31 protein-coding genes and 2 pseudogenes are annotated in these 25,791 nt (G+C 69.4%); 21 read left to right on the top strand and 12 right to left on the bottom strand.

Annotated elements, in window-relative coordinates; all coding sequences use genetic code 11:
* Nucleotides 1-296, bottom strand: a pseudogene (locus ABZX92_RS24615) (hypothetical protein); the annotation flags it as partial.
* A gap of 377 nt (nt 297-673) precedes the next feature.
* On the opposite strand from ABZX92_RS24615, the gene ABZX92_RS24610 reads away from it, so the two are divergent.
* Together ABZX92_RS24610 and ABZX92_RS24605 are read left to right on the top strand one after the other, a co-directional pair.
* Nucleotides 674-1,261, top strand: a complete 588-nt coding sequence (locus ABZX92_RS24610; RefSeq protein WP_355563662.1) for a hypothetical protein — start codon at nt 674-676, stop codon at nt 1,259-1,261.
* A 193-nt stretch (nt 1,262-1,454) separates the two neighbouring features.
* Nucleotides 1,455-1,766, top strand: coding sequence for an EthD family reductase (locus ABZX92_RS24605; RefSeq protein ID WP_355563659.1), 312 nt, complete (start codon nt 1,455-1,457; stop codon nt 1,764-1,766).
* A gap of 95 nt (nt 1,767-1,861) precedes the next feature.
* Here the strand turns inward: ABZX92_RS24605 and ABZX92_RS24600 are convergent, their stop codons facing one another.
* Nucleotides 1,862-2,701, bottom strand: a complete 840-nt coding sequence (locus tag ABZX92_RS24600; RefSeq protein ID WP_355563656.1) for a helix-turn-helix domain-containing protein — start codon at nt 2,699-2,701, stop codon at nt 1,862-1,864.
* Nucleotides 2,702-2,801: 100 nt separating this feature from the next.
* Between ABZX92_RS24600 and ABZX92_RS24595 the strand changes: the two genes are divergently transcribed.
* From ABZX92_RS24595 to ABZX92_RS24585, 3 genes are all read left to right on the top strand, one after another.
* Entirely contained in the window at nt 2,802-3,017 is a 216-nt protein-coding gene (locus ABZX92_RS24595; protein WP_355563654.1) for a hypothetical protein, read from the top strand.
* Nucleotides 3,018-3,153: 136 nt separating this feature from the next.
* Nucleotides 3,154-3,795 (top strand): hypothetical protein, encoded by a 642-nt coding sequence (locus ABZX92_RS24590; protein WP_355563652.1) that lies wholly within the window; start codon nt 3,154-3,156, stop codon nt 3,793-3,795.
* Between the two features lie 94 nt (nt 3,796-3,889).
* Nucleotides 3,890-4,714 (top strand): cyclase family protein, encoded by an 825-nt coding sequence (locus ABZX92_RS24585; protein WP_355563650.1) that lies wholly within the window; start codon nt 3,890-3,892, stop codon nt 4,712-4,714.
* 27 nt (nt 4,715-4,741) lie between these two features.
* On the opposite strand, the gene ABZX92_RS24580 is transcribed toward ABZX92_RS24585, so the two are convergent.
* The 3 genes from ABZX92_RS24580 to ABZX92_RS24570 all read right to left on the bottom strand — a co-directional run bounded on the left by ABZX92_RS24580 (nt 4,742) and on the right by ABZX92_RS24570 (nt 6,380).
* Entirely contained in the window at nt 4,742-5,212 is a 471-nt protein-coding gene (locus ABZX92_RS24580; RefSeq protein ID WP_355563647.1) for a YdeI/OmpD-associated family protein, read from the bottom strand.
* A 92-nt stretch (nt 5,213-5,304) separates the two neighbouring features.
* Entirely contained in the window at nt 5,305-5,700 is a 396-nt protein-coding gene (locus ABZX92_RS24575; RefSeq protein WP_355563644.1) for a type II toxin-antitoxin system VapC family toxin, read from the bottom strand.
* The gene (locus ABZX92_RS24570; RefSeq protein ID WP_355563641.1) at nt 5,697-6,380 is read right to left on the bottom strand and encodes an alpha/beta hydrolase; all 684 of its coding nucleotides are present in this window, start codon (nt 6,378-6,380) and stop codon (nt 5,697-5,699) included. Before ABZX92_RS24570 ends, ABZX92_RS24575 begins: the two co-directional genes overlap by 4 nt.
* 95 nt (nt 6,381-6,475) lie before the next feature.
* Between ABZX92_RS24570 and ABZX92_RS24565 the strand changes: the two genes are divergently transcribed.
* Together ABZX92_RS24565 and ABZX92_RS24560 are read left to right on the top strand one after the other, a co-directional pair.
* Entirely contained in the window at nt 6,476-7,438 is a 963-nt protein-coding gene (locus ABZX92_RS24565; RefSeq protein WP_355563638.1) for a WYL domain-containing protein, read from the top strand.
* 38 nt (nt 7,439-7,476) lie between these two features.
* Nucleotides 7,477-7,827 carry a VOC family protein gene (locus ABZX92_RS24560; protein WP_355563665.1) on the top strand — a complete coding sequence of 117 codons (351 nt, stop codon included), beginning with the start codon at nt 7,477-7,479 and terminating at the stop codon, nt 7,825-7,827.
* Nucleotides 7,828-7,969: 142 nt separating this feature from the next.
* Here ABZX92_RS24560 and ABZX92_RS24555 read toward each other — a convergent pair whose 3' ends face one another.
* Genes ABZX92_RS24555 through ABZX92_RS24535 form a run of 5 tightly spaced genes read right to left on the bottom strand, consistent with a single transcriptional unit; the run spans nt 7,970 to nt 11,624 of the window.
* Nucleotides 7,970-9,553, bottom strand: a complete 1,584-nt coding sequence (locus tag ABZX92_RS24555; RefSeq protein WP_355563635.1) for a Na+/H+ antiporter — start codon at nt 9,551-9,553, stop codon at nt 7,970-7,972.
* 18 nt (nt 9,554-9,571) lie between these two features.
* Nucleotides 9,572-9,880 carry a thioredoxin gene (gene trxA / locus ABZX92_RS24550; RefSeq protein WP_045315209.1) on the bottom strand — a complete coding sequence of 103 codons (309 nt, stop codon included), beginning with the start codon at nt 9,878-9,880 and terminating at the stop codon, nt 9,572-9,574.
* Entirely contained in the window at nt 9,871-10,257 is a 387-nt protein-coding gene (locus ABZX92_RS24545) for a MerR family transcriptional regulator (RefSeq protein ID WP_355563631.1), read from the bottom strand. The genes trxA and ABZX92_RS24545 overlap by 10 nt, the downstream gene beginning before the upstream one ends.
* 43 nt (nt 10,258-10,300) lie before the next feature.
* Nucleotides 10,301-10,699 carry a hypothetical protein gene (locus tag ABZX92_RS24540; RefSeq protein WP_355563628.1) on the bottom strand — a complete coding sequence of 133 codons (399 nt, stop codon included), beginning with the start codon at nt 10,697-10,699 and terminating at the stop codon, nt 10,301-10,303.
* A 7-nt stretch (nt 10,700-10,706) separates the two neighbouring features.
* Nucleotides 10,707-11,624 carry a DUF6745 domain-containing protein gene (locus tag ABZX92_RS24535; protein ID WP_355563625.1) on the bottom strand — a complete coding sequence of 306 codons (918 nt, stop codon included), beginning with the start codon at nt 11,622-11,624 and terminating at the stop codon, nt 10,707-10,709.
* A gap of 177 nt (nt 11,625-11,801) precedes the next feature.
* On the opposite strand from ABZX92_RS24535, the gene ABZX92_RS24530 reads away from it, so the two are divergent.
* The 7 genes and pseudogenes from ABZX92_RS24530 (at nt 11,802) to ABZX92_RS24500 (ending at nt 17,640) form a co-directional block, all read left to right on the top strand.
* Nucleotides 11,802-12,650: an LLM class flavin-dependent oxidoreductase gene (locus ABZX92_RS24530; RefSeq protein ID WP_355563622.1), complete on the top strand. Its 849-nt coding sequence runs from the start codon at nt 11,802-11,804 to the stop codon at nt 12,648-12,650.
* 7 nt (nt 12,651-12,657) lie between these two features.
* A complete protein-coding gene (locus tag ABZX92_RS24525; RefSeq protein WP_355563619.1) occupies nt 12,658-13,929 on the top strand; it encodes an LLM class flavin-dependent oxidoreductase in 1,272 nt (423 codons plus the stop codon).
* A 220-nt stretch (nt 13,930-14,149) separates the two neighbouring features.
* Nucleotides 14,150-15,028 (top strand): amino acid ABC transporter permease, encoded by an 879-nt coding sequence (locus tag ABZX92_RS24520; RefSeq protein WP_355563616.1) that lies wholly within the window; start codon nt 14,150-14,152, stop codon nt 15,026-15,028.
* Nucleotides 15,025-15,746, top strand: a pseudogene (locus ABZX92_RS24515) (amino acid ABC transporter ATP-binding protein). The gene ABZX92_RS24520 and the pseudogene ABZX92_RS24515 overlap by 4 nt, the downstream one beginning before the upstream one ends.
* Nucleotides 15,747-15,758: 12 nt before the next feature.
* A complete protein-coding gene (locus ABZX92_RS24510) occupies nt 15,759-16,697 on the top strand; it encodes an ABC transporter substrate-binding protein (protein ID WP_355563615.1) in 939 nt (312 codons plus the stop codon).
* 11 nt (nt 16,698-16,708) lie between these two features.
* A complete protein-coding gene (locus tag ABZX92_RS24505) occupies nt 16,709-17,161 on the top strand; it encodes a winged helix-turn-helix domain-containing protein (RefSeq protein WP_355563611.1) in 453 nt (150 codons plus the stop codon).
* The gene (locus ABZX92_RS24500; protein WP_355563609.1) at nt 17,158-17,640 is read left to right on the top strand and encodes a GNAT family N-acetyltransferase; all 483 of its coding nucleotides are present in this window, start codon (nt 17,158-17,160) and stop codon (nt 17,638-17,640) included. Before ABZX92_RS24505 ends, ABZX92_RS24500 begins: the two co-directional genes overlap by 4 nt.
* Before the next feature lie 94 nt (nt 17,641-17,734).
* On the opposite strand, the gene ABZX92_RS24495 is transcribed toward ABZX92_RS24500, so the two are convergent.
* Nucleotides 17,735-18,196: a hypothetical protein gene (locus ABZX92_RS24495; RefSeq protein ID WP_355563607.1), complete on the bottom strand. Its 462-nt coding sequence runs from the start codon at nt 18,194-18,196 to the stop codon at nt 17,735-17,737.
* Between ABZX92_RS24495 and ABZX92_RS24490 the strand changes: the two genes are divergently transcribed.
* From ABZX92_RS24490 to ABZX92_RS24480, 3 genes are all read left to right on the top strand, one after another.
* Nucleotides 18,152-19,498, top strand: a complete 1,347-nt coding sequence (locus ABZX92_RS24490; RefSeq protein ID WP_355563605.1) for a ThiF family adenylyltransferase — start codon at nt 18,152-18,154, stop codon at nt 19,496-19,498. The two genes, ABZX92_RS24495 and ABZX92_RS24490, sit on opposite strands and share 45 nt — an antisense overlap.
* Nucleotides 19,495-20,466: a beta-ketoacyl-ACP synthase 3 gene (locus ABZX92_RS24485; protein WP_355563602.1), complete on the top strand. Its 972-nt coding sequence runs from the start codon at nt 19,495-19,497 to the stop codon at nt 20,464-20,466. Before ABZX92_RS24490 ends, ABZX92_RS24485 begins: the two co-directional genes overlap by 4 nt.
* A 64-nt stretch (nt 20,467-20,530) precedes the next feature.
* Nucleotides 20,531-21,403, top strand: a complete 873-nt coding sequence (locus ABZX92_RS24480; RefSeq protein WP_355563599.1) for an aminoglycoside phosphotransferase family protein — start codon at nt 20,531-20,533, stop codon at nt 21,401-21,403.
* Here ABZX92_RS24480 and ABZX92_RS24475 read toward each other — a convergent pair.
* Entirely contained in the window at nt 21,380-22,270 is an 891-nt protein-coding gene (locus ABZX92_RS24475) for a helix-turn-helix transcriptional regulator (RefSeq protein ID WP_355563596.1), read from the bottom strand. The two genes, ABZX92_RS24480 and ABZX92_RS24475, sit on opposite strands and share 24 nt — an antisense overlap.
* On the opposite strand from ABZX92_RS24475, the gene ABZX92_RS24470 reads away from it, so the two are divergent.
* The 4 genes from ABZX92_RS24470 to ABZX92_RS24455 are packed head-to-tail and all read left to right on the top strand — an operon-like array spanning nt 22,269 to nt 25,736.
* Entirely contained in the window at nt 22,269-23,021 is a 753-nt protein-coding gene (locus tag ABZX92_RS24470; protein ID WP_355563593.1) for a nuclear transport factor 2 family protein, read from the top strand. The two genes, ABZX92_RS24475 and ABZX92_RS24470, sit on opposite strands and share 2 nt — an antisense overlap.
* A 2-nt stretch (nt 23,022-23,023) precedes the next feature.
* Complete coding sequence (locus ABZX92_RS24465) at nt 23,024-23,875, top strand: protein-ADP-ribose hydrolase (protein ID WP_355563590.1); 852 nt, start codon at nt 23,024-23,026, stop codon at nt 23,873-23,875.
* A complete protein-coding gene (locus ABZX92_RS24460; protein ID WP_355563588.1) occupies nt 23,872-24,654 on the top strand; it encodes a hypothetical protein in 783 nt (260 codons plus the stop codon). The genes ABZX92_RS24465 and ABZX92_RS24460 overlap by 4 nt, the downstream gene beginning before the upstream one ends.
* Entirely contained in the window at nt 24,651-25,736 is a 1,086-nt protein-coding gene (locus ABZX92_RS24455; protein WP_355563585.1) for an NAD(P)-dependent alcohol dehydrogenase, read from the top strand. The genes ABZX92_RS24460 and ABZX92_RS24455 overlap by 4 nt, the downstream gene beginning before the upstream one ends.
* Nucleotides 25,737-25,791: the final 55 nt, after the last annotated feature.

Genomic DNA, 25,791 nt, shown 5'->3' with positions numbered 1-25,791 from the left:
TCTGTGGTGCCCTCCCAGGACCCGGCCCAGGCGACCTGCCGGAACGTCCGGTAGCCGGTCACGTCCACGACCTCGGCCGGGTTTGCCGGCTGGTACGTCGGGTCGAAGTTCTCGTCGTAGGACGGCGAGTACGCCACCACGAGCAACTTCGCCCCGCCCCGCAACGGAACAGGCTCACCCGACCCGACGTGGGTCACCTCGTCGGTGTAGCGCACGTAGTGGTCGCCGTCGGCCAGGTGGGTGTCGATCACCAGCCGGTCAAAGCACTCGTGCTGCCCGGAGCGAACGCCGATCACGGTACCCCCGGTACCGTTGAACACGGTCTTCAAACCCGATCCCCAGTCCACCGGCGCACACGCAGCGGCACCTGCAGTCGCAGGCACTACCGTCATGACCACCAGCACGGCAGCCACCACCAACGCGAACCTGCGCATGAAATTCCCCTCTCCCGTGGGCTTTCCCGCCCGTCGATCACTACACGCCCGGCCGGCCACGCAGGTTGTCCGATCCCTCAGGAAATCAGCCGCACGCCGGCCGTCTGACGAACGCATGTGCTTCCGACGGCGAAGCTGTGCCGCGGTAGACGACTCAGTCATCCGCTACTCGGCAGATGCGGATGGTTCGACGTCGTGCTTGTCGAACTGATCGGGCGTTGCCCTGCATGCTGACAGGTGTGACAGGAAAGGGCGGCGCTCAAGATCAGAGGTGGGCTCAGCTAGCTACCGCGCGCACCGCGTACGAGCGCCAGGTGGCGTCCTCCTACGACGAGGTGCTCCTTGAGGTAGCGGCGCGCGTTCAAGCCGCGGGCAGCATTGGCAAGTCGGACATCGGCGCGTTGCTCCTTTGGAAGCGGCTGCGGGCCGACACTCTGTGGGCGCGCCGGCTGATGAGCCTGCCGGACCTCGAGGTGCGCACCACCACGGCGCGCGCCGTGGACGCGGTCCGTGACGAGCGTGCGTCGACACCGGCGGCAGCATTCCAGGGCCGTCGGCTGTTGAGCTCGCTGCCCGGCTTCACGACAGGAGACGCCCTGGCCTCCGCGGTGCTGGTCGCCGCCGCCCCACGCCGAATGGCCGTGTACGACAAACGAGCCCACCGCGGCCTGGAACTTCTGGGCGAGACCTTGTCCTCGTCCCCCGGCCGATACGGCCGCTACATGCAGCTGATCGACGACCTGCTCAACCTGGTCCACCAGCATGATCACACCTGGATCGCCCGCGATGTCGATCTCGCCCTCTACTGGCTCGGACGGTCGCACTGAGACACGCTCGGCGGCATGTGAATGCGTTGGTGGCGGCGAATTGGCGTGTCGCCGGCAGGGATGGGTCAGCGCTTCGATGATCGGCTCATCCGCAATCCACTGGATCTTGGTGTGCAGTCTGATCTACCGTCCATCTCTCCTTGGGCGCGCACACCGGAGCGTTGTGGTCGCCCGCCGCTGAACAGAGGTTGTCATGCACAAGCTGGTGGTTCTGTATCCCGAGCCCGCCGATCCTGACCACTTCCGCGACTACTACGTGAGCAACCACCTCCCGCTGGTCACGCGCATGCCCGGCCTGCTCGCGTGGCGCTACAGCTTCGAGGTGGCAGCGACGCAGGGACAGACGCCGTACTTCGCGGTTTTCGAGGCCGAGTTCGCTGACGCTGCGGCAATGACCGCGGCGAGGGCGTCTCCGCAGGGCCAGGCGGTGGCTGCCGATGTCGCCAACTACGCCACCGGTGGTGCGGTCGTCATCCACTATCCGGTGCAGAACGGCACCGGCTGAGCCAGGCCCTGAGGCACCGCCGTGTCCGCGGTGAGCCATGGTCGCGGAATCGGTCCCCGCACTCTCTTCGGCATGAGCGGGCGTTCGTGGTCTGGTCAGTCGTCGGCGGTCTGTGCCGCGGCGGCCATCGGCTCGAGCCCCGCGATCAGCTCGTCCAACTCGTGTGCGTTGAGCACGTGGTACGCCGGCGCCGCCAGTTCGTCGGTGAGGGCCTCGATCCGCTCGCTCGTCTGCCGGCCGGTGTCGGTGAAACCGCCGGTGGCGTCCACGAGGCCGCGGTCGCGCAGCCCGTCGACGACAGCGGCCAGCTGTGCCTTGGGCAGGTGGTGGATCCGGCCGAACTCCTCCGGCCTCATTCCGAGGGAGAGCGCGAGCAGGACGTGGGCCTCGGTACCGCCGATGCCGTGGGCGACGAGGGCGGCGTTGTGGCCGTCCCCGCGGTGCTCGCGCAGCAGCGTCGCCGCGTGCCAGAGCCTGGCCACCGGCTCCTCGGGCACGTCGAGCGCCCGGAGCCCGGCGTAGAGCACCCGGCCCTCGGTCGGCGCGCTGACCGCCGCTCGGGTGGCGAGGTCGGCGACCCGCACCAGACCGGGAGAGTCGGCGAGCTCCCCGATCGTGCGCCGCAGCGCGGCGACGCTGCCCCGCTCGCGCACGGCGATCGCCTCCTGCGGGGTGATCTTCCCCCAGACCCGCGGGATGTGGCGCGCCACTTCGCCGTCAGCGAAGTTGTAGAACACCGCGTGCACCACCTCGGCCGGTGCCTGCCCCAGCGGCGCGGCCCGGCCCGCGAAGTACCCGTCCCAGTAGTTGCGCATGCCGGCGGCCAGGAACGCCTCGTTCACCACCGCGGAGTAGGTGACAGTGGCGATCGGCTCGACGAGCTCGAACATGCGGTGGACCTTGGCCTGTGAGTGCAGCATCGGTCGGATCTCCATCGTCCTGACGGCGCCCTGGTGGGCGACCTCTCAACCTGACGACGAACGACGCGGCCCGGATTCGACAACTCCAGCCGGATCTGCGGGCAGGCTTGAGCGCATGCCCGACGAGTTTGCACGGTGGACCGCTTTCCACTTCTCCCAGTCGAATCCCGCCGGACGCGGTCAGGGAGACGTTTCCGCCCTGCTGCGGCGGGTTGCCGACACGATCGATGCTCTGGGCGAGGTCGAGATCATGGACATCACCTTCAAGGCCACGCCGACCGAATCCGAAGACGACCTGACGATGACCGTTCACTACACCCACGACCGGTGACGCGCGGTCTGCGGCACAGCTGCTCTACGTCAAGAAGGTGACTCCGGCCGGAGAAGCGTGAGACGGCGCCGGCCGCGTAGTCCAATGAGGGGCTTCCCACCGCCGGGGAGCCGGGCGACTGTTCCTCGGAGGACGCATGGATCTGCTGCAGTTCGTGATCGTGTTCGGAGTCCTCTTCCTGATCACGGGAGTCGTGTTCTCGATCATCAACGCCGGGCAGCAGTCCGCGCTGCTCCGCTCCGCGAGGGCGGCCGCCGGAGCGTTCCGGCGGCAGGCGGGCGAGCCCGGCTGGCGGCAGGTTCCCGAGGACGAGGACGTGCCGGCGGGGCGGATGAGCGCCTCCGGACGGACGCGGCGCGCGGCGGTGGCGGGAACCCGTGCGGGGCGGACCGTGCGAGCCGCTGTCTTCTCCTCGGTGGTGCCCGCTGGTCGCTATCAAGGCGTTCCCTTCGGAGGAGTCGCCGTGCTGGGCCTCGTGGTGGCGGTGGACGTGCCGGAACTGCGCGGGGATCTGCGGATGGACCCGTCCCGGGCCTCCAGGGGCTACGAGATGTCGGGCGACCTGGCGCCGTTGGTGGTGGGAGACGCCGAGAAGAAGGTTCTCGCGCAGCTCAAGTCGTACCAGCCGCCCGCCGTGGACGTCGCCGACGGCGTCGCGTGCTTCACCTTCACCGACATGGACCTCGCCGAACAGGTCGACGAGCTGGCCGCCCTGGCGTGCGACGTGGTGGACATCCTCGTGGGCCTCAGAAAGTCGGTTCCGCCCGGCGGGGAGTAGGCGGCCGGGGCGAATCCTCACGCCGCCGCCCTTCCAGGTGATATCACCGTGGATGCCGCCGCGCGATAGCGCGGCTTCTGCGGAAGGTGATCGCATGCCACAGAGACGAAGGGTGCTCGCCGCCGGGGTGGCGGGGCTGTTCGGCGCGTTGTCGTTGCCCGCCCGGTCCGCACAGGCCGCGACCCCGCCGGTCCGGCTGGATCAGCTGAACCTGGTCAACCTGTCGCACGTCAACGACCCGGCGACGACCAACGTGTTCCCCGGCGATCCCGCGTTCACCCTGGAGACCATCGCGACGATTCCCGATGACGGCTACTACCTCCAGTTCGTCCGCGAGGGCGAGCACACCGGCACGCACTGGGGCGCGCCGGGACACTTCAACACCGGAGAGGCGCTCGCCGACGACATGGACCCGGCGGATCTGTTCCTGCCCGCGGTGAAGATCGACATCCGTGACCGGGCGGCCGCGAACGCCGATTACGCCGTCACGATCGACGACATCAAGGCGTGGGAGCGCAAACACGGCCGCATCCCCAACGGCTCGATGGTCGTGCTCTGGACCGGCTGGGACGCGAAGTGGGGCACGCCGGCGTACCCGAACCTCGACGCCGACGGCGTGCCGCACCAGCCCGGGTTCTCGATCCCGGCGGTGAAGTGGCTGATCGACACCGGGCGCCTCGGACGCCGCGGTGGCACCGGCACCGACACGTTCAGCCCGGACGTCGGCACCGAGGAGACGTACACCGTGTCCAAGCTGGTGTACCAGCGCCGCCGGATCAGCCTGGAGATCCTGGCGAACCTGCGCAAGCTCCCGGCCACCGGTGCGTGGGTCCTCGCCGGCGGCCCGATCAACCGCAAGGGCGCGGGCTCGACCGCGACCGTGTTCGGCATGATCCCACCGGGTGTCGCCGTGGACTGACGCACGTCCGGAGGGAGGCGGACCGGGTCAGGTCTTGGGGCGCTGCTTGATGCCTGCGCTCAGGAGCTCGACCATTTCGGCGATCCGGGCCGCGCGCAGTTCCGGGCGGCGTTTGGTGCCGTCGATCCAGCGCAGGTAGGCGCGGCGGTAGAACTGGGCGAGCGAGTCGAAGAACGCGGCAGCCGCCGGTGCGGCGTCGAGCGCGGCCGCGATGTCCTCGGCGAGGTCGGCGCGTTGCGGGCCTTCTGGAGACAACACGACCTCGACGCGATCGCCGTGCGCCAGGCCGTGGTCGCGCAGCCAGGCCGGAGTGAGGACGATCCTGGGGCCGGCATCCGAGATCTCGATGACGCCGCGGATGCGCACCTGGTTGACGCTGCCGGTGATGTGATGCCGGGACTTGACGCCCCAGACCTCGTCGGGGTCGAACGGCACGGGCACGACCAGGTGGCCGGGTCCCTCCGCGTGCACCGTGCCGACAAAGCGTGGCGCCGTCATGAACAGCGATGGTAACGAGCGCCGTGGTGTCAAGCCGGACATCGGCACGCTCCTGATGTGGAAACGGCTGCGCGCCGGCCGATGAACGCCGATCAGGAGAGCGCGTCGATCGGTGCGACCGTCACCAGCTTCCGCACGGCGCGGGCGAGCTGCCCGTCGAGCGTGATCAACGCGTCTGCCTGGAGCTGGGTCAGCGCGACGTACTCGGCGACCAGGGTGTCGGCCCACCCGAGCTGGTCCGCGACCTTCCAGGCGGTGGACTGCAGGACGCGGTCCCCGAGCAGCCGGATCCGCAGCCCGCGCAGGTGGTCGAGTCGTGCCTCGGCCTCCTTCTTGGTCATCTCACCGCGGTGCACTTCCTGGTAGAGGAGCGACAGCGTCTGCGAGCGGAGCAGCGTCGGGGCCAGGATCTGGTGTCCGGCGCCGATCACGGCCCGGTCGCGAGCCAGGCGAACAGCAACGTCCGGACCGATCACGTACCTGGTCATGGCAGGTCCACAGCCGCCGACGCGAGGAGCCGCGCGAGTTCGGCGGGCTTGGTGTGCATGGGCCAGTGGCCGGAGTCGAGGTCGACGAAGCTGAGGTGCCGCACCGAGGCGAGCTCGGGCACGTCGCCCGCGTTGATCCACTCCTTGGCCTGGGCCGGGGTGAACTCGGGGCAGACGACCACGACCGGCACGTCGAAGCGGCGGGAGTCGGTCAGCCGCACGACGCCCGTGGCCACGCCGGCGGGAACGGGGATCGCGGCGGCGGCGAACGCGCGCCGGGCCTCCGAGTCGAGGTCGGCCGAGTCCGGTCCTTCGAACGCGTCCCAGCCCGGGAAGGGCATGACGCCGTTCCGCACTGGGAAGAAGTCGGCGTAGGGCTTCCCGTCGGAGGCCGGGAAGCCGCCGACGAGGACGACCTTGGAGATCTTGTCCGGACGCGCGTCCGCGGCCAGCCACGCGAGCGAGCACGCGGCCGAATGCCCCACCACCACGGGCTTGCCGGAGGCCGCGTCCACGGCGGCGAGCACGGCCGCCACCTGGTCGTCGAGCGTGGCGGACCCGTCACCCTGGCCGGGCAGGGTGAGCGGCACGGGGCGGTGGCCGAGCGACCGGAGCTCGGACGCGACGTCGTCCCAGGCGGATCCGTCGAGCCACAGGCCGGCGATGAGCAGGACGTCCATGATTTTTCCCTTTCGCAGCACGTCGACGCGTCACGCTAGAGGCAATTCCGGACGATCTGCTTCCGGTTCAGCAAGTGATCGCCTAACCTGCCCGAGTGCCGAGCGACCTCAGCCCCACCGCGAGGGCACTGCGCACGCTGGAGATCCTCCAGGCACGCCCCGGCACGACGGCCGACCAGCTCGCCGAGCGGCTGGGCGTCACGGAACGGGCCGCCCGCCGCTACATCGGGATCCTCCGCGAGGCAGGCATTCCGGTCGAGTCGAGCCGGGGTCCGCACGGCGGGTACCGGCTCGGGCGCGGCACCCGGCTGCCGCCGATCGTGTTCACCCAGGCCGAGGCGCTGGGCCTGGTCATGGCGGTGCTCGACGGCCAGCCCGCGGCCACCGAAGCCGACGACCCGGTCGGCGCGGCCCTCGGCAAGGTCATCCAGGCGCTGCCAGAGAACGTCGGCCGGCAGGCGGCCGTCCTGCGCGAGCACGCCAAAGCCGCGCCCGACCGGCACTCGGCCCGCCCGGATCCCGCCACCACCAGCGCGCTCGTCGCCGCCGTCGCGGCCAGGCAGCGGGTGCTGATCGCGTACCAGAGCGAGCGCGGCAACGGGTGGCAGACCGAAGTGGACCCGTGGGCGGTCGTGGTCCGCCACGGGCGCTGGTACCTGTTGTGTCATTCCCATCGGGCAGACGCGGTCCGCACCTATCGGATCGACCGGATTCGCACGGTCGGGCAGACCGCGCACGAGTTCGAGCCACCCGGCGACCTGGACCCGATCGCGGCGCTGGAGGAACACCTGGGCACGGGCTGGGAATACCCAACGCACGTCGTGTTCGACGCGCCGCTGACCGAAGTGGCGCCCTGGATCCGGCCTCCCATGGGACGGCTGCACCCAGAAGGGGACGGGTGCGTGCTCGTCGGCAGCACCAGCAATCCGGCGATGTACGCGCAGGAGTGGCTGGCGGCCGTGCCGTTCGCCTTCCGCGTCGAGGGCGGCGACGAACTGCGTGCCGCGGTCGCGACGGTCGCGACGCGCTTTGCCGCGGCGCTGGCGGAACGCTACTAGCGGTTGCGCGGCAACGTCTTCGGGAGGCATGGTTGGCCATGTTCAGCGGCGCGCACGTGATCCTCTACAGCCAGGACGCCGAGGCGGACCGGGCCTTCATCGCCGACGTCCTCGGGTTCCCCCACGTCGATGCCGGGCACGGCTGGCTGATCTTCAAACTGCCACCGGCCGAGGTCGCCGTGCACCCGGCCGACGGGCCACCGCAGCACGAGTTCTACTTGATGTGCGACGACCTGGACGCGGTCCTGACCGAGCTCGCCGCAGCCGGTGTCGAAGCCACCCGGCCGGTGACCGAGGCGCGGTGGGGGCGGCTCACCGCGGTGCCGATGCCGAGCGGGTCCGAACTGCCCCTGTACCAACCGCTGCACCCCGTCGCGCACAGCCTCTGACTCTCGGCACGAGCTGGGCAACAACCCGGACGAGCGACGAACCTTCATCCACCTCACGTGGATGAAGGTTCCCTTCATCGACGTGGGACAGGCCGGGAGGGCGTTCACGGACCTGGCTCGGAAGACCGGCCAGGTGCTCGGATCAGTCCTCCTCGATCTCCCGTCGCGAGAGCCGGACCTCCTCGATGTCGAGCCGCCGCTGCACCGCCCGCAGCACGATGTCGTCGATCGCCGCCTCGTCGCGCAGCCGGACCACCGTGGCCCGCTTGTGCGCGATCAGCTCCAGCCGCAGCGCCGCGTACTCGACCTCGGACTGCGCCACCTCCTCGTCGCCGGCGTCCTTGGCGCGCCGGACTTCGAGGTGGTGTTCGTACTCCGCGAGCACCCGCTTGTAGACGACGTCGCTCACGCCCACCTTGTCGGCCAGGCGCGGCAACGCCTCGTAGGCCTCCTCGGAGGCCGTCGACTGGGCGAGCTTCAGCTCCTCGTCGACCGCGGTGTCCTCGGGCAGCCGGGAGAACCGGATGATCGCCGGCAGCATCAGCGACTGCACGACCAGCGTCAGCACGACCACGCCGGACGTGATGAGGATGATCTCCTCGCGGAACGGGAACGGCGCACCGCCCTGAACCGTCTCGGGCACGGCCAGCGCCGCCGCGAGCGACACCGCCCCGCGGAACCCGGCGGCCGACGACACGAGCCGTTGCCGCGCACCGACGCGCCTGAGCCGTTGCTGGGGACGGCGGTCGATCGCCCGAATCACATAGGGAGTCGTGTAGCCCCACAACAGCCGAGTACCGGCAACGGCCAGGGCGACCAGACCGATCGCGCCGAACGACTTGAGCACCTGGGAGCCGTCCAGGCTGCGAACCGCGCTGTGCGCCTGGAGTCCGATCAGGACGAACAGGGCACCGTTCAGCACGAACGTCGCGATGCCCCAGAACGCCGTGCTGACCTGCCGGGTGTCGGCGCGCACGATCCGCGGCCCGACGCGGGCGAGTGCCAGCCCGCACGTCACCACCGCGATCACGCCGGACCCGTGCACCAGCTCGGCCACCAGGAACGCGGAGAACGGCGTGAGGATGCTGACGACGGTCTCGTGGATCGGGTTGTCGAGCCGCCTGCGCACCTGCACCACGAGCCACGCGATCGCCAGCCCGGCCGCCGCGCCGCCCGCGTACGACAGCAGCAGCTGCAGCCCGACCATGCCGGTGCTGAACCGCTGCTCACCGGTCGTGATCGCGACCGCGATCGCGTAGATCACCAGCGCCGTGCCGTCGTTGATCAACGACTCGGCGCGCAGGATGGTCGTGGTCCGGCGCGGCATGCCACGGGCGATGGCCGAGACGGCGGTCGCGTCGGTGGGCGCGAGGGCCGCGCCGAGCACCCACGCCGGGCCCCAGTCGAGGCCCAGCGCGTGGGCGACCGCCGCGACCGCAGCGGCCGTCGCGAGCACGAGCAGCGTGCTGAGCAGCACGATCGGACGGAGGTTGCTGCGGATTTCGCGCAGCGAGGTGTTGAGGCTCTCCCAGTACAGCAACGCCGGCAGGAAGATCAGCAGCATCGCCTCCGGCGGCAGGCTGACCGACTCCAGGGCCGGCACGAAACCGAGCACAGCACCGCAGAAAACGAGTAAAACCGGGGCGGCGAGGCGCAACCGTCCTGACGCGACACTGCTCGCCAGGATGCACACACCGAGCACCACCACGAGTTCGAGACCGAGCATGGCCTCAAGATAGGCGGCTCACGCGCTGAGTGCGTCATCCAATTCGGCGAGCAACCGCGACTTGGGTCGCGCTCCCACGATCTGCCTGATGGGCACGCCGTCGCGGAACAGCAGCATCGTCGGCAACGACATCACCTGGTAGTCCCGCGCGGTGGCGGTGTTCTCGTCGGCGTTGATCTTGTAGACGGTGAGGTCGTCGCGCTCGCTGTCGATCTGGTCGAGGATGGGCGAGAGCATGTGGCACGGCCCGCACCACTGCGCCCAGAACTCGACGAGCACGGTGCCGGTCCGCGTCTGGTCCGCGAAGGTGGCGTCGGTCAGCTGCACAGGAACTCCTTGGGTTCGGGCACGAGGCACGGATCTTGGAAGGCGAGTCTGGCCAGCAGGAACTCCCGGACGCCTTGGAGCCGCTCCAAGCACGCGTCCACCTCGGCGAGCTTGCGCCGGTAGACCTCCCGCGAGTCAGGGCACGAGTCGCCGGACTCGTGGCCAGCTCGCAGGCACGCGACGAACGGCCGCGCGTCCTCCAGCGACAGCCCGACCGCTTGCAGCGACTGGATCTCCTTGACCAGCCGCAGGTCGTGCTCGGAGTACTCGCGGTAGCCGTTCGACGCGCGCTGCGCCTCCAGGAGCCCCTCGGACTCGTAGAAGCGCAGCGCCCGTGTGGTGGTGCCGGCTCGCCTGGCCAGTTCGCCGATCCTCATGTCACGAACGCTAAACCTTGACGCGCACGTCAAGGCAAACAGTTCAGTCCGCGACGAGACCGGTCTGTTCCCGCTGCCGCCGGACGAGCCACTGGCCAGGCGCGATGCCGGTGCCACCGTGCTCGGGATGCAGCAGGTAGACGGGTGCGGTGTTCTCGATGACGCCCACGTCCTGCTCCTCGGCGGGCGACCACGTGCAGGTGCCCGGATCGGCGACGAGGACGTGCGGGTTGCGGCCGTCCTCGCCCGCGATGAGGTGGACGCCTTCCTCGGGGACCCAGCGGCCGGCGTTCTGGTCCGGCGGGCCGGCGAGCATCGAGAACGGGATGACGATCAGGTCGCCCTGGGCCTGGAGGCCTTCGACGACGGGGACGGTGGACTCGCGCTCGAGGTGGTCGAGCGCGTCGACGCTGGTGCGGTCGACGAGTTCAGCAAGGTTCATGGTGTGTTTATGTGCGTCGAAGGAGTTGGGAGTACTGCCGCGGCTCCAGCCCGTAGGTCCAGGCGGCGGCCTGGACCGGATCCTGGAGCGAGTCCGGAACGCGTAGTCCGTAGCGCCGCCGCGTGCCGTCGCGCTCCACCGAGCCGTTGACGACGACCAGCAGCCGCGCGGGTTCGAGGAGGAGGTCGTGGAGCGTCAGGTGGAAGCCGGGGTTGGCGGGGTCGCGTGCGGAGGCGATCGGCGTCGTCGGGGTGCCGTGCCATGCGTGGGCGCAGCTTCCGTCCGCGAACTCCACTGCAGGCCCATCGTCGTTGTGCAGCAACGAATCCGCGTCAACGTGCATGGTCACGGGCCGCTCGGCCATGACGCAGGCTTCCTCGCGCGGCCACCACCAGCCGGTCGACCGGACCAGGGTCTCCCACAGCTCGAACAGCGCGAGATCCACCGGGTCGAACCTCGTGCCGAGCAGTCGATGCGCGTCGAGCTCCGCCAGCCAGTAGGCGTCGTGCTGGCCTGTCCAGCCGATACCGGTGGACGCGTCCGGCATCGTGGATCGCACCGCTTGCACAAGGCTGCTGCGGATCCGCCGCAGTTCCCGGCGAATGCGGCTCGGAGCGCCCTGCCAGTCGGTGCGCCCGCGCATCCGTCCGATCAGGTCCATGAACTGTGTGGCGATCTGTGACCCGACGGTCTGCCGGTCATCTTCGAAGCAGGTGACTTCGTTGGCGGGCAACAGTTTCGCGGCTTCCGCAGGCGAACGCACCCAAGTGAACTCCGGCGGTGGCCTGCCCGTGGCCGCGTAGAGCTGTGCCACGGCCTCCTCGGCCGCTGGACGATCAGCGGGTGCGGTGCTGAGCGCATGGCTCAGCCATTCATCGCGGAGCTGGAGAAGAGAGCGGGTCTCGAGCCCGCCCGGTGCGCTCACAGCGCGAGGGCGCGCACGCCCTTTCGAGTCGACATGCGGAAGATCGTGACACCAAGTACGCGGGAGGCGCAAGCGGGAAAATATTCCCGCCCCACCGGCTTTTCCCACTCTGTGGCCGTGCCAGCGGTCGCCCTCGAAGCCTGCACAGAATGCAAGGACCCGAGGAGAGGGGGACCGGTGAGTTCACCACTGCACCTGGCAGTCGCACTCCGAGCGACCGGAGACGACGCGTTCACCGCGAAGCACTGGGTCGAGCGAGTGCGCGAGGCCGAGGAGGCGACGCTCGACTTCGTCACGTTCGACGACTCGCTGAGCGGCGAGCCCGGCCTCGACGCGGTGCTGACGGCCGCCCGCGTCGCGCCGCTCACCACGAACATCGGCCTCGTCCCGACAGCGGTAGTCACGCACACCGAGCCGTTCCACCTGTCCAAGGCGATCGCGACGCTCGACCACGTGAGCCGGGGACGTGCGGGCGTGCAGCTCGACACGGCGCCGTATCCGTTGCACGCCAGGCACTTCGGGCGCCGCGAGGTCCTGGACGACCTCTGGGAGGAGGCGGCGGACTACGCCGAGGTGCTGCGCCGGCTGTGGGACAGCTGGGAGGACGACGCCGAGATCCGCGACGTCGCCACCGGCCGGTTCATCGATCGCGAGAAACTGCACTACATCGACTTCGAAGGCCGCTGGTTCAGCGTGCGCGGGCCGTCGATCACGCCCCGCCCGCCGCAGGGACACCCGCCGATCGCCGCCACCCATGCCGGGTTCGCGGACATCGTGTTCGCCCAGGATCCGAAGGTGTCGGACCAGCTCGTCTTCCGCGACGTCACCGGCGTGCCCGAGATCGACCAGTTGCTCGACTGGCGGGAGCAGGGCTTCGCCGGGTTCCGGTTCCACGCCGATCTGCACGAGATCACCCGCGGCCTCGTCCCCGAACTCCGCGAGCGTGGCCTGTTCCGCACCGCTTACGAGCACCGAACCCTGCGCGGCCACCTCGGCCTCGCGAAGCCCGCCAACCAGTACGCCTAGGAGCGCGATGACCAAGCAGATCCACCTCGCCGCGCACTTCCCCGGCGTGAACAACACCACGGTCTGGAGCGACCCCCAGGCAGGCAGCCACATCGAGTTCGAGTCGTACGTCCACTTGGCACAGACGGCAGAACGCGCGAAGTTCGACTTCTTCTTCCTCGCCGAGGGACTCAGGCTGCGCGAACAGGGTGGCCAGATCTACGACCTCGACGTCGTCGGCCGCCCGGACACGTTCACCGTGCTCGCCGCGCTGGCCGCCGTGACCGAACGCCTGGGGCTCGCGGGCACGATCAACTCGACGTTCAACGAACCCTACGAGGTGGCCAGGCAGTTCGCGTCCCTCGACCACCTCTCCGCTGGCCGCGCGGCCTGGAACGTCGTCACCTCGTGGGACGCCTTCACCGGCGAGAACTTCCGCAGGGGCGGGTTTCTCAAGCAGGAGGACCGCTACTCCCGGGCGGAGTCGTTCCTGCGCACCGCGTGGAAGCTCTTCGACACCGGCGTGGGCCGGTTCGAGCACCAGGACGAGCACTTCGACATCAGCGGCACCTTCGGGGTCCCGCAGTCACCGCAGGGCCGTCCGGTGATATTGCAGGCGGGGGATTCCCACGAGGGCAGGGAGTTCGCCGCCGCCACCGCCGACGCGATCTTCTCCCGCTACGGCACGCTCGAAGCGGGGCAGCAGTTCTACCAGGACGTCAAGGGGCGCCTGGCGAAGTACGGGCGCACGCCGGACCAGCTCGTGATCCTGCCCGCTGCCACGTTCATCCTCGGCGACACCGACGCGGACGCCCAGGAGAAAGCGGCGGTCGTCAGGAGGCAGCAGGTGAGCGGCGCGACCGCGATCCGGTTCCTCGAACAGGTCTGGAACCGCGACCTCAGCGGCTACGACCCGGACGGCCCTCTGCCCGAGGAAGAGCCGCTGACCGGCGAGAACACCATCGCGAAGGGCCGCGCGAGCGTGCGGATGTTCAAGGACCCGGTGGCGACGGTGAAGGAGTGGCGGGAGCGGGCCGCGGCCAAGAACCTGTCGATCCGCGACCTGGTGATCGACGTGAGCGCGCGGCAGTCGTTCATCGGCTCGGCGGACACCGTCGCGACGCAGATCAACGATCTGGTGCAGCAGGACGCGGCGGACGGGTTCATCCTCGTGCCGCACGTGACGCCCGGCGGCCTGGACGAGTTCGCCGACACCGTGGTGCCGCTGCTGCAGGAGCGCGGCGTGTTCCGGGAGGACTACACCGGTCCGACACTGCGGGATCACCTCGGTATCCGATAGTTGTTCACCACGTGGACGTCCTTGCTCAGGCAATCGTGCGGTCCTTAACGTGAGCCGCGGTCTGCAAGTGCTCTCATCCGAGCGCAGGGAAGGGAGGGCAGGAATGGTCTTCGCCCTGTTCCTGTCCTCCCGCAGGCACATCGACCACGGGCGCGTGTCGAGCACCGCCTGTACCGGCTGATACTCCGCCCTCTCCCGCCTGCCCCGACAAGGACCCGCCATGTCTTCCGGCACCCTCACTCCTCCGTCCACAAAGGACAGATCGGACGATCTGGCCTCGTTACCGGTGGTCGCCGCCCGCCACCCGTGGCGCTGGGTCGGCGTCGTCGCCGTGCTGGTGCTCGTGGCGCAGCTCGTCCACGGCCTGGTCACCAACCCCGCCTGGGACTGGCCGACGTTCGCCCGCTACTTCACCGCCCAGTCGATCCTGACCGCGGTCGGCACCACGCTCGTCCTGACCGTGCTCGGCACGGTGCTGGGATTCGGGCTGGGCATCGTGGTCGCGGTGCTCAGGCTCTCGAAGAGCCCGTTCCTGCAGGCCGTCGGCTGGACCTACGTCTGGGCGTTCCGGTCGATCCCGCTCATCGTGCAGCTGCTGTTCTGGTTCAACATCTCGTACCTCTACCAACGGCTCAGCCTCGGCATCCCGTTCGGCCCGGAGTTCGTGAGCTTCGAGACCGTGGAACTGATCAGCCCGATGGGCGCGGCGGTGCTGGGACTGGCTTTGCACCAGGCCGCCTACGCCGCCGAGATCGTCAGGTCCGGGGTGATCTCGGTCGACCGCGGCCAGCTGGAAGCCGCCGCCGCGCTGGGCATCCCGAGGTTCCGCCAGTTCCGCAGAATCGTGCTGCCCCAGGCGATGCGCGCGATCCTGCCGAACGCCGCGAACGAGGTGATCAGCCTCTTCAAGGGCACGTCCGTGGTGTCGGTGATGGCGATCGGCGAGCTGTTCTACCAGGTTCAGGTGATCTACGGCCGCAACGCGCGGGTCGTCGCGCTGCTGATGGTCGCCACCGTCTGGTACATCATTCTGACCACGCTGCTCTCGATCGGCCAGCACTACGTCGAGCGCTACTTCGCCCGAGGAGACCGCCGGTGATCGAGGTTCTGGGCGTGCACAAGAGCTTTGGTGACAACGAGGTGTTGCGCGGCGTGTCGCTGGAAGTCGCGGCCGGTGAGGTCGTCGTGGTGCTCGGCCCGTCCGGCTCCGGCAAGTCGACGTTGCTGCGCACCATCAACCACCTGGAGAAGGTCGACCGCGGGTTCATCAGCATCGACGGCGACCTGGTCGGGTACCGGCACCACAAGGGCAAGCTGCACGAGCTGAAGGAACGCGAGATCCTCAAGCAGCGCAGGCACATCGGGTTCGTGTTCCAAACTTCAACCTGTTCCCGCACCTCACCGCGCTGGAGAACATCGCGGAGGTCGCCCCTCTGGCCGACGCGCGACGGTTCCTGGCGAGGGTCGGCCTGGCGGACAAGGAAGACGCCTACCCGCGTCAGCTCTCGGGCGGTCAGCAGCAGCGCGTCGCGATCGCGCGAGCCCTTGCCACGCAACCGAAAGTCGTGCTGTTCGACGAGCCGACGTCGGCTCTCGACCCGGAACTGGTCGGCGAGGTGCTGGACGTGCTGCGCGACCTCGCCAGGTCCGGCACGACGATGATCGTGGTCACGCACGAGATCGGTTTCGCCCGCGAGGTGGCCGACCGGATCGTGTTCATCGACCAGGGCGTGATCGTCGAAGAGGGCACACCCGCCGAGGTGCTCGACAACCCGGCTCACGAACGCACCCGCGCGTTTCTCTCGAAGGTTCTCTAGAAGGAGTCTGTTGTGCGCAAACCACTGTTCGCCGTCCTGGCGCTGCTTCTCACCGCCTGCGGCACGGTCGGGGCTGAGCCCGAGCCCGCCACCAGTGGCGGCGCCCTGAACGTCAACCTCAGCCCCCAGCAGAACCGCGTGACGGCCGCCAAGGACGACAAGATCGCGTCGAAGGTGCCGGAGAAGTTCCGGACCAAGGGCGAGCTCGTCATCGGCGGATCCGCAGGGACAGCACCACCTCTGCGCTTCTACGCCACCGACGACAAGACCGTGATCGGCGTCGAGACCGACATCGCCTCCCTGGTCGCGGACACGCTCGGCCTGAAGCCGCGGCTCGAGGTCTCGTCCTGGGAGAACCTGTTCGTGGGCCTGGACAGCGGCAGCTTCGACGTCGGTCTGTCGAACATCACGGTGACCGAGGCGCGCAAGGAGAAGTACGACTTCGCGACGTACCGGCTGGACACGCTGGCGTTCGAGGCGAAGAAGGGCGGCACCTGGCGCGTCAAGGAACCGAAGGACGTGGCGGGCAAGGTCATCGCCGTCACCTCCGGCACCAACCAGGAGAAGATCCTGGTCGACTGGAGCACGAAGAACGTCGCCGCGGGCCTGAAAGCCACCGACATCAAGTACTTCCAGAACTCCTCGGACTACTACCTCGCCCTGCAGTCCGGCCGCATCGACGCCTACCTCGGCCCGAACCCGACTTCCGCCTACCACGCGGCGACCTCCGGGCAGACCGAGGTGATCGGCAACTTCTCCGGCGGCGCGTCCGTCCAGGGCAAGATCGCCGTGACCACCAAGAAGGACAACGGTCTCATCGCGCCGGTCCAGGAGGCGCTGAACCAGCTGATCGCCAACGGCAAGTACGCCGAGGTGCTGAAGCGCTGGGGCCTGTCCGACGAGGCCGTGCCGACGTCGGAGATCAACCCTGTCGGCCTGCCGAAGTCCTGAGGGAACCCGTCATGCGATTCAGCATCACCATCGACACCGAGGACGAGGCGGTCGCCGTCCGGCTGCTCGGCGCGCTGAAGGACGTCGGCCTCGTTCCGGCCGCCGAAACCGCGGTCGACCACGCGGACGTCAGGATCCTGCCGGACACCCGGCAGGTCCTGCTCCACGACTCGGTCATCGAGCTCACCAGGCTGGAGTTCGAGCTGCTGCTGCACCTCTGCGAGCACCCGGACCGCGTGCACCGCCGCCGTGAGCTGCTGGCCGCGGTCTGGGGCGTCCACGACGACTACAGCGGCGCCCGCACCGTCGACGTGCACGTGCGGCGGGTGCGGCAGAAGCTCGGCGACGTGGCGGACGTGATCCAGACGGTGCGCGGCGTCGGCTATCTCGTCGCGTCGAGCGGCCGGGTGCGGGTCGAACGGTCGCCGAACGTCGTGCGGCTGGCCGATCGACGGGCCGGATGACCGAGGAGGTGCGCTGGACGCGGCCGGACGCTCCCGAGGTCGCGGAGATGATGGCGGAACTGCTGCATGAGTACGTGAGCAGGTACGGACCGGCTGCGCGGCAACGGATGGAGCGCTTCCCGGACGCCACGCTGACGCCGCCGCACGGACGCCTGATGGTGTTGCTGCGGGGTGGAACGGCCGTCGCGGGTGGCGCGTTCCGGCGGCACGACGAGCAGACCGCGGAGCTGAAGCGGATCTGGACGCACTCGTCGTACCGCCGGCAGGGCCTGGCCCGCAAGGTGTTGGAGGTGCTGGAGAGCGAGGCCGCACGTCTCGGCTACACCCGGCTGTACCTGACCACCGGGCCACGTCAGCCCGAGGCGCGCGGGCTGTACCTGGCGGCGGGTTTCACACCGTTGTTCGACGTGACGGTCCCTCCTACCGGACCGCTGCCGTTCGAGAAAGCGTTGCTCGTCTCACTTGACGCGGGGGAATGAAACATTCACCCAGTTGGGATGGTTGATTTCGCAACCATGATCAACTCCGGCTAGCGTGGACGTCATGCATTCGCAGTGGCACGTCAGTGCGTTCTTAGCTCCGTTTGACAACGTTGTCAGCAATGAGATAGTCGAGACCGTCCGGGAACTGAGGGCGCGTGTGCTGTTCGACCGCGGCCGTCGACCGGCATTCCTGGCCGAGGACGGCCGGCACGTTGACGACCAGGACTTGGACTACGGGGCGTGGCACTTCGTCGCACGTAAAGAAGCCGATGGGCCACCCCTCGGGTACATCAGACTTTCGACACCCGAAACGGGCGAACTGTTCCAATCCCGCGCATTTCTCGGTGTTGCAAGTTATCTGCAAATTCTGGACAACGCCGGGGTGACGCCGGCGGACACGTTTGAGCACAGTCGACTTGTTGTCGAGCACCGGGCCAGGAAACTCGGCCTCGGCGCGTATTTGAACGCCGTCGCAATTGGCGCCGCGCACGCCCTGGGTGCGAAAGCGATGATCGGGACATCCGGTACCAAGGACGGTCAGCACCAGTTCCACGAGCGGTTCGGCTTCCGGTGTGTCGACGGGACACGCCGGTACGTCGAGCACTACACCGAGGACGTCGTGATCATGTTCCACGACGCGGCCGGGGGCGCGGGGGAGTACGACGACCTCGTCACGAGGATGCGCGACGAGTTCCCGGCGCTGGCGGCGGTCGACCACGTCCCGGCGATCGCGACCAGCCACCGCAGGCCCGCGAAGCTCGACCGTCGGCAGGACGCGACGTCCTGGCAGCCGGTCCTCTTCACACCGACCGTGGCGGCGGACCGGGAGGCGTTGACCGCCCTGCTCGACAGTGGACAGGTTCGCGAGGTCCACGACACGATCGACGCGCAGATCGACGAGCTGATCCGCAGTCGCGAACCCTGGCTGAAGCCGGACGAGGACCTCGCCCAGCGCCGGGACGACCAGCTGGGCGGGCTCAGCGACTGGGAGTACGGCACCTGGGTGCTCTACCCGTGGTCCGGCCGGCTCGTGCACGTGCTGCCCCGCGAGGAGTTCCGGCTCGTCCGGACGGACCGCAACCGCGGCAAGATCGAGCGCCCGCAGCAGAGGACGTTGCTGGGCAAGAAGGTCGGCGTCGTCGGCCTGTCGGTCGGCAACAGCGCCGCCGTCACGTTCGCGCTGGAGGGCATCGGCGGGAAGTTCAAGCTCGCGGACTTCGACGAGTTCGGACTGTCCAACCTGAACCGGCTCCGGGCGGGCGTGCACCACCTGGGCGTCAACAAGGCGGTCATCTCGGCGCGGCAGATGTTCGAGATCGACCCCTACCTGGACATCGAGATCTTCACCGATGGGCTCACCAGGCAGAACCTGAAGGAGTTCGTGGACGGCCTCGACCTGCTCGTCGAGGAGTGCGACACCCCGTACGCGAAGATCGCCGCCCGCGAGGAAGCCCGCAGGCACGGCATTCCCGTCGTCATGGACTGCAACGACCGCGGCATGCTCGACGTCGAGCGGTTCGACGAGGAGCCGCACCGCCCGCTGCTGCACGGACTGATCGGCGACGTCAGCGCCGACGCGCTGGAAACCCTGACCAGGCAGCAGAAGGTCGACCTGATCCTCGCCATGGTGGACGCGGACCGGATCAGCCCCGAGCTGCGCGCTTCATTCGACGAGCTGGGCAAGACTCTCAGCAGCTGGCCGCAGCTCGCGTCCGGCGTGGCGCTCGGCGGCGCGCTGACGGCCGAGGTCGCGCGCAGGATCCTGCTCGGTGGCGACTGCGTCTCCGGCCGGTTCTACGTGGACTTCGCCGAACTGATCACGCCGGCCGCCAACACCGCCGGGAGCTTCGTGTGATTCCCGTGGCGGTGAAGGGAACCGGCGTCCACCTGCCCGAGCGGATCGTCACCAACGACGACCTCGCGCGGATGGTCGACACGTCCGACGAGTGGATCACCAGCCGGACCGGCATCCGGGAACGCCGGTGGCTCGCGGCGGATCGGGCGGTGTCGGACATGTGCGTGGACGCGGCACGAGAGGCGATGGCGTCCGCCGACACGTCAGCGAGGGAGCTCGACGTGATCATCGTGGCGACCTACACGTGGGACCAGCCGTTGCCGTCCACGGCGTTGATCGTCAAGGAAGCACTGGGCGCGGACCGCGCGCTCACGCTCGACATCACGCAGGCCGCGTGCGCGAACGGGGTGCAGGCGTTGCTGCTCGCCGCGCATCTGCTGCAGACCTCGGCCGCGCGCACGGTTCTCGTGATCGCGGCCGACTGCGCCAGTCGCGTCACGGATCCGCGGGAACGCACCACGCGGATCTTCTTCGGCGACGCGGCCGGGGCCGCGGTACTGCATCGCGGCGCCGGGGACAGCGCGCTGCTGTCGTGGGACTTCGGTTCCGAGCTGTCCTACGAGGTGCAGATCAGGGCGGGCGGGTCGAGGCTGCCGACGAGTGAGACGACAGTCGCACAGCGGGAACACTTCCTCGCCATGAACGGCAGGGCGGTCTGGGACACCGCGACGAGGTGGCTGCCCGACAGCATCCTCACCGCGGCGGCCAAGGCGGAGGTGCCGATCGAGCGGATCGACCACTTCTTCCTGCACCAGGCCAACGTGAACATCATCAACGCCGCGCTCGACAAACTCGGCATCCCGGCCGGCAAGGCACCGGTCACGCTCGACAGGCTCGGCAACACCGGGTCCGCCGGTGTGTTCACCGCGCTGCACTCGCGGTTCGCCGACGTGAAGCCGGGCGAGGTGTTCGTGATGTCCGCGATCGGCGCCGGGTTCCAGTGGGGAACCCTCTGCTTCCGGCACTAAAAGCGGTTGCTCCCGCTGCCCGGCCCGGTGTTGCATGACACCGGGCCGGACTGGGGAGTGGTCGATGCAGGACGCGGTGTTCGCGACGGACGTGTCTCTTGTGGACGAACTGGTCCGCACGCAGTTCCCGCGCTGGCACGGCCTCCCGATCGTCCCGGTCGAGCACGGCGGCACCAGTCACGCGATCTACCGCCTCGGCGACGAGCTGGCGGTCCGGCTGCCGCACCGCGGGTGGTCGACCGGCGAGGCCGAACGCGACACGGCGATCCTGCCGCTGCTCGCCCGGCACCTCCCGGTCGCCGTCCCGGAACCGGTCGCTCTGGGCGAACCAGACCTCGGCTTCCCGAACGCCTGGACCGTCGTGCGCTGGCTGTCCGGCACGACCGCCACCGTCGACGAGGTCCGCGCGGACACCCCGATCCGGCTGGCCTCGGTGATCCACGCCTTGCAGCGCGTCGAGGTGACCGGGCAGCAGTGGCGCCCTCATCGCGGGAACGCGGAGCAGGAGAAGTACGACGACGACGTGCACCAGGGCATCGCTCAGCTCGGTGGCGATCCGCGGCTGACCGCGCTCTGGCGGGAAGCGCTCGACGCACCGCGCTGGGACGGGCCTCCGCGCTGGCTGCACGCCGACCTGCACAGCGGCAACATGCTCTTCACCGACGGCTCGCTGACCGGTGTGATCGACTGGGGCTGTGCCGGTGTCGGTGACCCGGCCGGCGACCTGATGCCCGCGTGGTTGTTCTTCGACGCCCCTGGCAGGCGTGCGTTCCGGCGTGAGCTTCGGGAGTTCGACGACGCCACGTGGGCGCGCGCTCGCGGCTGGGCGCTGGACCTCGCCGTGGTCGGGCTGCCGTACTACCGCGCCACGAACCCGGTCTTCGCCGCCATCTGCCGGCACACGCTCGACCAGCTACTGGCGGAACGCGCCTGGTGACATGCCGGTCTCGCGGGCGAAGAACTTGGTGAAGTTGGTCGCCTCGCTGAAACCCAGCCGGTGGCCGATCGCCGCGGACGACAGGTCTGTGTGCACGAGAAGTCTCTTGGCCTCCAACGCGACCCGCGCGTCGATCAGGGTCTTGGCCGACTGGCCGGTGGCTGCCACGCAGATCCGGTTCAGGCTGCGCGACGAGTATCCGATGCGGGCGGCGTAGTCGGCGGCGTTGCGGGTGGTCGTGAACGACCGCTCCAGCTCCTGCTGGAACCGTTCGAAGCGGGGATCGCCGTGGGCGGCCGCGGCCGCGCGCAACCGGGCGATGCGCAGCAGGAACACGCCCAGCAGCTGCCTGACCAGGTCGTCCGGCTCGCCTTTCACGACGTCGCGGTACTCCTGCCGCAGGTCCCGCGCGGCCCGGTCCAGCACGGCCCGTCCGGTCGCCGGTACGTGCCACCGCACCGGGCCGAACGGGCTGAGCAACGGCCGGGTGCGGTCGAGCGGCGGCGGGAACGCGGGCGTGAACAGCACCACGTGCGCCTTCAACGGGCCGGTCGGCAGGCGCAGCACCCGGCCAGGGCTCACGTGCAGCAACGTGCCGGGCCCGCACGGGTGGTCCACGAAATCGACCATGGTGCTGCCGTGCCCGGCGGTGACCAGGAACAGCTGGTGGAAGTCCGTCCTGTGCACCTGCGTCAGGGTGTTTTCGGTGAGCCTGCGGCGGAGATCGGCGAGTTCCAGCGCCTCCAGTCCCAACCTCGGGCGGTCGGGGTTGCTGAAGCCGAACTCGGCAAGCTGTCCACTTTTGACCATGGTGAAGCCGGATCCTACCTCGTTCTCGCGGGCGGCACGGGCCAGAGTTCTCGCCATGGACAACAAAGAACTCGTTCTCAAGGCGGCCGGCGAACTGTTCGGCGACAAGGATCCGTCCGCAGTGGACCGCTGGGTCTCGCCGGACTACCGCCAGCACAGCGCGTTGATCGGCGACGGTCCCGAGGCGTTGCGTGAGCTCGTCGCAGGTCTTCCGGAGGGTTTCCACTACGAGCTGGCGCGGGTCATCGCCGATGGTGATCTCGTTGCGCTGCACGGCGTCTACCACGGCTTCGCGCCCGAGCCGCTGGTCGCGTTCGACCTCTTCCGGGTGGCGGACGGCAAGCTCGCCGAGCACTGGGACGCGCTCACGCCGCTCGTCCGGGAGACGGCGAGCGGACGGTCCCAGACGGACGGTCAGGCCCAGCCGGCCGATGCCGACACCTCCTTTTCCCGGTCGTTCGTCCGGGAATTCGCGCAGCGGGTGCTGCAGGACGCCGACTACTCGGTGCTGACCGACTACATCTCGACGACGACCTACCTGCAGCACAACCCCGAAGCCGCCGACGGGCTGACCGGGTTCGGTGCCGCGGCCGCGAAGTGGGCAGGGCAGGGCCGCAACCTCGTCTACAAGACCATCCACCAGGTCGTGGCCGAGGGTGACCTCGTGCTGCTGCAGTCCGAGGGCGAGTTCGGCGAGCCGGTGGCGTACTGGGACCTGTTCCGGGTCGCCGACGGCAAGATCGTCGAGCACTGGGACGTCATCGCGCCGATCCCGGCCTCGCTGCCGCACAGCAACGGCCTGTTCTGACCATGATCACCGCGCTGCCGTTGCGCGACTACCGGGACGCGGTCGCGCTGGACGAACCGTTCCACCCGCTCAGCCCGCCCGCACCGGCCCGGCGTCTCGGGGTGCTGACCGAGATGGCGTTGCGGCTGCTCGGCGAGGACCCGTGGGTGGGCCGGTTCGCCCTGCCCCGCGGCTTCGCCGCGCAGCGCAGCCTGTTGCGGTCGCTGCTGACCGTGCGGGAACCCGCACCGCTCGCCGCCGAGCTGCTTTCCGTGCTCGACGCGCTGTTCGGGGGCGAGCGCCAGCAACGTTCCCTCGTCAACGCGCGGGCGCTGCCGGGGCCGATCGCGGTGTGGCGCGGGGACATCACGCGGTTGATGTGCGACGCGATCGTGAACGCCGCGAACGACGCGTTGCTGGGCTGTTTCCAGCCGATGCATCCGTGTGTGGACAACGCGATCCACGCCGTGGCCGGGCCGCGCCTGCGTTCCGACTGCCACCGGATCATGGCCGCACAGGCCGCGCCGGAACCCACGGGCATCGCGAAGATCACCCGCGGCTACCACCTGCCCGCGCCGTTCGTGCTGCACACCGTGGGGCCGATCGTGCGCGGAAAGGTGTTGCCCGCCCACTCCAACGCCCTCGCCGACTCGTACCGGGCGTGCCTCGACCTGGCCGCCGAGGTCGCCCAGATCCGCACGCTGGCGTTCTGCGGTGTCAGCACCGGGATCTTCGGGTTTCCCAAGGATGCGGCGGCCCGGATCGCGGTGGCGACCGTGCGGGACTGGCTGGCCGCGCATCCCGGCCGGTTCGAGCGGGTCGTGTTCGCGACCTTCAGCGACGAGGACGACCTCGCCTACCGGGAGCTGCTGTGACGTTCGAACGCTGGCTGGACGAGTCCGATCGGGTGCTGATCGCGGCCGGTGCCGGGCTGTCGGCCGCCGCCGGGTACGACTACTCGGACACCGAGCGGTTCGCGGAGCTGTTCCCGGCGTTGCACCGCAAGGGGTTGTGGGCGCGCTACCAGCTGATCGGCCTGCCACTGCCACCTCGGTTGCTGTGGGGTTACTGGTCCGTGCACGTGCGCGACATCCGGTTCGACCCGGCGCCGAACCCGTTGTACCGGCGGCTGCGGGCGACGATCGGGGAGCGCGACCACTTCGTGCTGACGTCGAACGTCGACGGGTTGTTCGCGCGCAACGGTTTCGATGACGTGTGGACGCCCCAGGGGGACTACGGGCGTTATCAGTGCGAAACACCCTGCACACGCGAGACGTGGGAGAGCAGACCGATCGTCGAGGCGGCGCTGGCCACCTACGACGCGGAGTCCGGAGAGGTCGCGGCGGTGCCGTCGTGCCCTCGGTGCGGTGGGCCGGTGTTCCTCAACGTGCACAAGGGACCCGAGTACGTGCCTGACCACTACGTGCCCGCGGGGAAGCGGTTGAGGTCGTGGCTCGGCGGTGAGGGGCGATTGCTGGTGGTGGAGATCGGGGCCGGGTTCAGCACGCCGTCGGTGATCCGGTGGCCGGTCGAGACGGTGGTGCGCGGTGTGCCGGGGGCCCGGCTGGTGCGGATCAACCGGGACCACGCCGAGGTGCCGGACGACCTGGAGGCGTTGCCGGTGCGGGCCGATGTGACGGAGGTGCTGGCGTGAGGATCACCGCGGCCGTCGTCAGTGCGCAGCACGGACCGTTCGAGCTCCAGGACGTCCTCCTGGCCGAACCAGGCGAGGGCGAGGTGCTGGTTCGCGTGGTCGCGACCGGCATCTGCCACACCGACTCCATCACCCGCCACGGCGACCTGCCGTTCCCCCTTCCCGGTGTGCTCGGCCACGAAGGCGCCGGGGTGGTGGAGGCCCTCGGGCCGGGAGTGTCCACCGTGGCCGAGGGCGACCACGTCGTGCTCGGCTGGCCGTGGTGCGGTGAGTGCCGCAACTGCCTGGACGGCCAGCCGCGCTACTGCCTGCGGCTGGGTGAGCTCCTCGTCGGCGGCGGCAAGTCGTTGCGCAGGCTCGACGGTTCGCCGTTGGCCAGCCACTTCTTCGGGCAGTCGTCGTTCGCGACGCACGCCGTTGTGCCGCATCGGGGCCTGGTGCCGGTGGACACGTCACTGCCGCTGGACCTGTTGGGGCCGTTGGCGTGCGGACTGTCGACCGGCGCGGGCGCGGTGCTGAACGTGCTGCGGCCCCACGCTGGTTCGTCAATCGTCGTTTACGGAGCGGGCACGGTCGGGCTGGCCGCGATCATGGCCGCGCGCAACAGCGGCGCGACCCGGATCATCGCGGTCGACCGGCACGAGCCGAGGCTGCGCGCGGCGAGCAGGTACGGCGCGACGGACGTGATCAACGCGGCGGCGGACGACCCGGTGGCGGCGGTGCGGGAGATCTGCGACGGGCCCGCGGACTTCAGCCTGGAGTGCACCGGTGTGGTCGCCGTGTGCCGCCAGGCCGTGGACTCCGTGGGGATGCGGGGCGTGTGCGCACTCATCGGCGGTGCGCCGGCCGGGGCGCGGGTCGAGCTCGATCATCTCAGCACGTTGTGGGGGAAGCGGGTCATCGGCGTTCTCGGTGGTGAGGGGCGCAGCACGAGCTTGGTCACGACGCTGCTCGACCTGCACCGGCAGGGGAGGTTTCCGTTCGATGAACTGATCACGCGCTTCCCGTTCGAGCGGATCACCGAGGCGATGGAGGCCGCCGAGGCGGGCGAGGTGATCAAACCCGTGCTGCGGATGCCATAGCACGCCGCGCCATCCGCGAAGCGGCGTAATGCGCCCCGCCATCTGGGGTCATTCG

Source organism: Lentzea sp. NPDC006480, from assembly GCF_040611995.1.
Taxonomy (GTDB): domain Bacteria; phylum Actinomycetota; class Actinomycetes; order Mycobacteriales; family Pseudonocardiaceae; genus Lentzea.
This window is presented reverse-complemented; position numbering and strand designations above follow the sequence as displayed.

Coding starts and splice junctions, on each gene's coding strand:
- ABZX92_RS24605 (WP_355563659.1), top strand. CDS start 1,455: ATGCACAAGCTGGTGGTTCTGTATCCCGAGCCCGCCGATCCTGACCAC.
- ABZX92_RS24600 (WP_355563656.1), bottom strand. CDS start 2,701: ATGGAGATCCGACCGATGCTGCACTCACAGGCCAAGGTCCACCGCATG.
- ABZX92_RS24595 (WP_355563654.1), top strand. CDS start 2,802: ATGCCCGACGAGTTTGCACGGTGGACCGCTTTCCACTTCTCCCAGTCG.
- ABZX92_RS24590 (WP_355563652.1), top strand. CDS start 3,154: ATGGATCTGCTGCAGTTCGTGATCGTGTTCGGAGTCCTCTTCCTGATC.
- ABZX92_RS24585 (WP_355563650.1), top strand. CDS start 3,890: ATGCCACAGAGACGAAGGGTGCTCGCCGCCGGGGTGGCGGGGCTGTTC.
- ABZX92_RS24580 (WP_355563647.1), bottom strand. CDS start 5,212: ATGACGGCGCCACGCTTTGTCGGCACGGTGCACGCGGAGGGACCCGGC.
- ABZX92_RS24575 (WP_355563644.1), bottom strand. CDS start 5,700: ATGACCAGGTACGTGATCGGTCCGGACGTTGCTGTTCGCCTGGCTCGC.
- ABZX92_RS24570 (WP_355563641.1), bottom strand. CDS start 6,380: ATGGACGTCCTGCTCATCGCCGGCCTGTGGCTCGACGGATCCGCCTGG.
- ABZX92_RS24560 (WP_355563665.1), top strand. CDS start 7,477: ATGTTCAGCGGCGCGCACGTGATCCTCTACAGCCAGGACGCCGAGGCG.
- ABZX92_RS24555 (WP_355563635.1), bottom strand. CDS start 9,553: ATGCTCGGTCTCGAACTCGTGGTGGTGCTCGGTGTGTGCATCCTGGCG.
- ABZX92_RS24545 (WP_355563631.1), bottom strand. CDS start 10,257: ATGAGGATCGGCGAACTGGCCAGGCGAGCCGGCACCACCACACGGGCG.
- ABZX92_RS24540 (WP_355563628.1), bottom strand. CDS start 10,699: ATGAACCTTGCTGAACTCGTCGACCGCACCAGCGTCGACGCGCTCGAC.
- ABZX92_RS24525 (WP_355563619.1), top strand. CDS start 12,658: ATGACCAAGCAGATCCACCTCGCCGCGCACTTCCCCGGCGTGAACAAC.
- ABZX92_RS24520 (WP_355563616.1), top strand. CDS start 14,150: ATGTCTTCCGGCACCCTCACTCCTCCGTCCACAAAGGACAGATCGGAC.
- ABZX92_RS24505 (WP_355563611.1), top strand. CDS start 16,709: ATGCGATTCAGCATCACCATCGACACCGAGGACGAGGCGGTCGCCGTC.
- ABZX92_RS24500 (WP_355563609.1), top strand. CDS start 17,158: ATGACCGAGGAGGTGCGCTGGACGCGGCCGGACGCTCCCGAGGTCGCG.
- ABZX92_RS24490 (WP_355563605.1), top strand. CDS start 18,152: ATGATCGGGACATCCGGTACCAAGGACGGTCAGCACCAGTTCCACGAG.
- ABZX92_RS24480 (WP_355563599.1), top strand. CDS start 20,531: ATGCAGGACGCGGTGTTCGCGACGGACGTGTCTCTTGTGGACGAACTG.
- ABZX92_RS24470 (WP_355563593.1), top strand. CDS start 22,269: ATGGACAACAAAGAACTCGTTCTCAAGGCGGCCGGCGAACTGTTCGGC.
- ABZX92_RS24475 (WP_355563596.1), bottom strand. CDS start 22,270: ATGGCGAGAACTCTGGCCCGTGCCGCCCGCGAGAACGAGGTAGGATCC.
- ABZX92_RS24465 (WP_355563590.1), top strand. CDS start 23,024: ATGATCACCGCGCTGCCGTTGCGCGACTACCGGGACGCGGTCGCGCTG.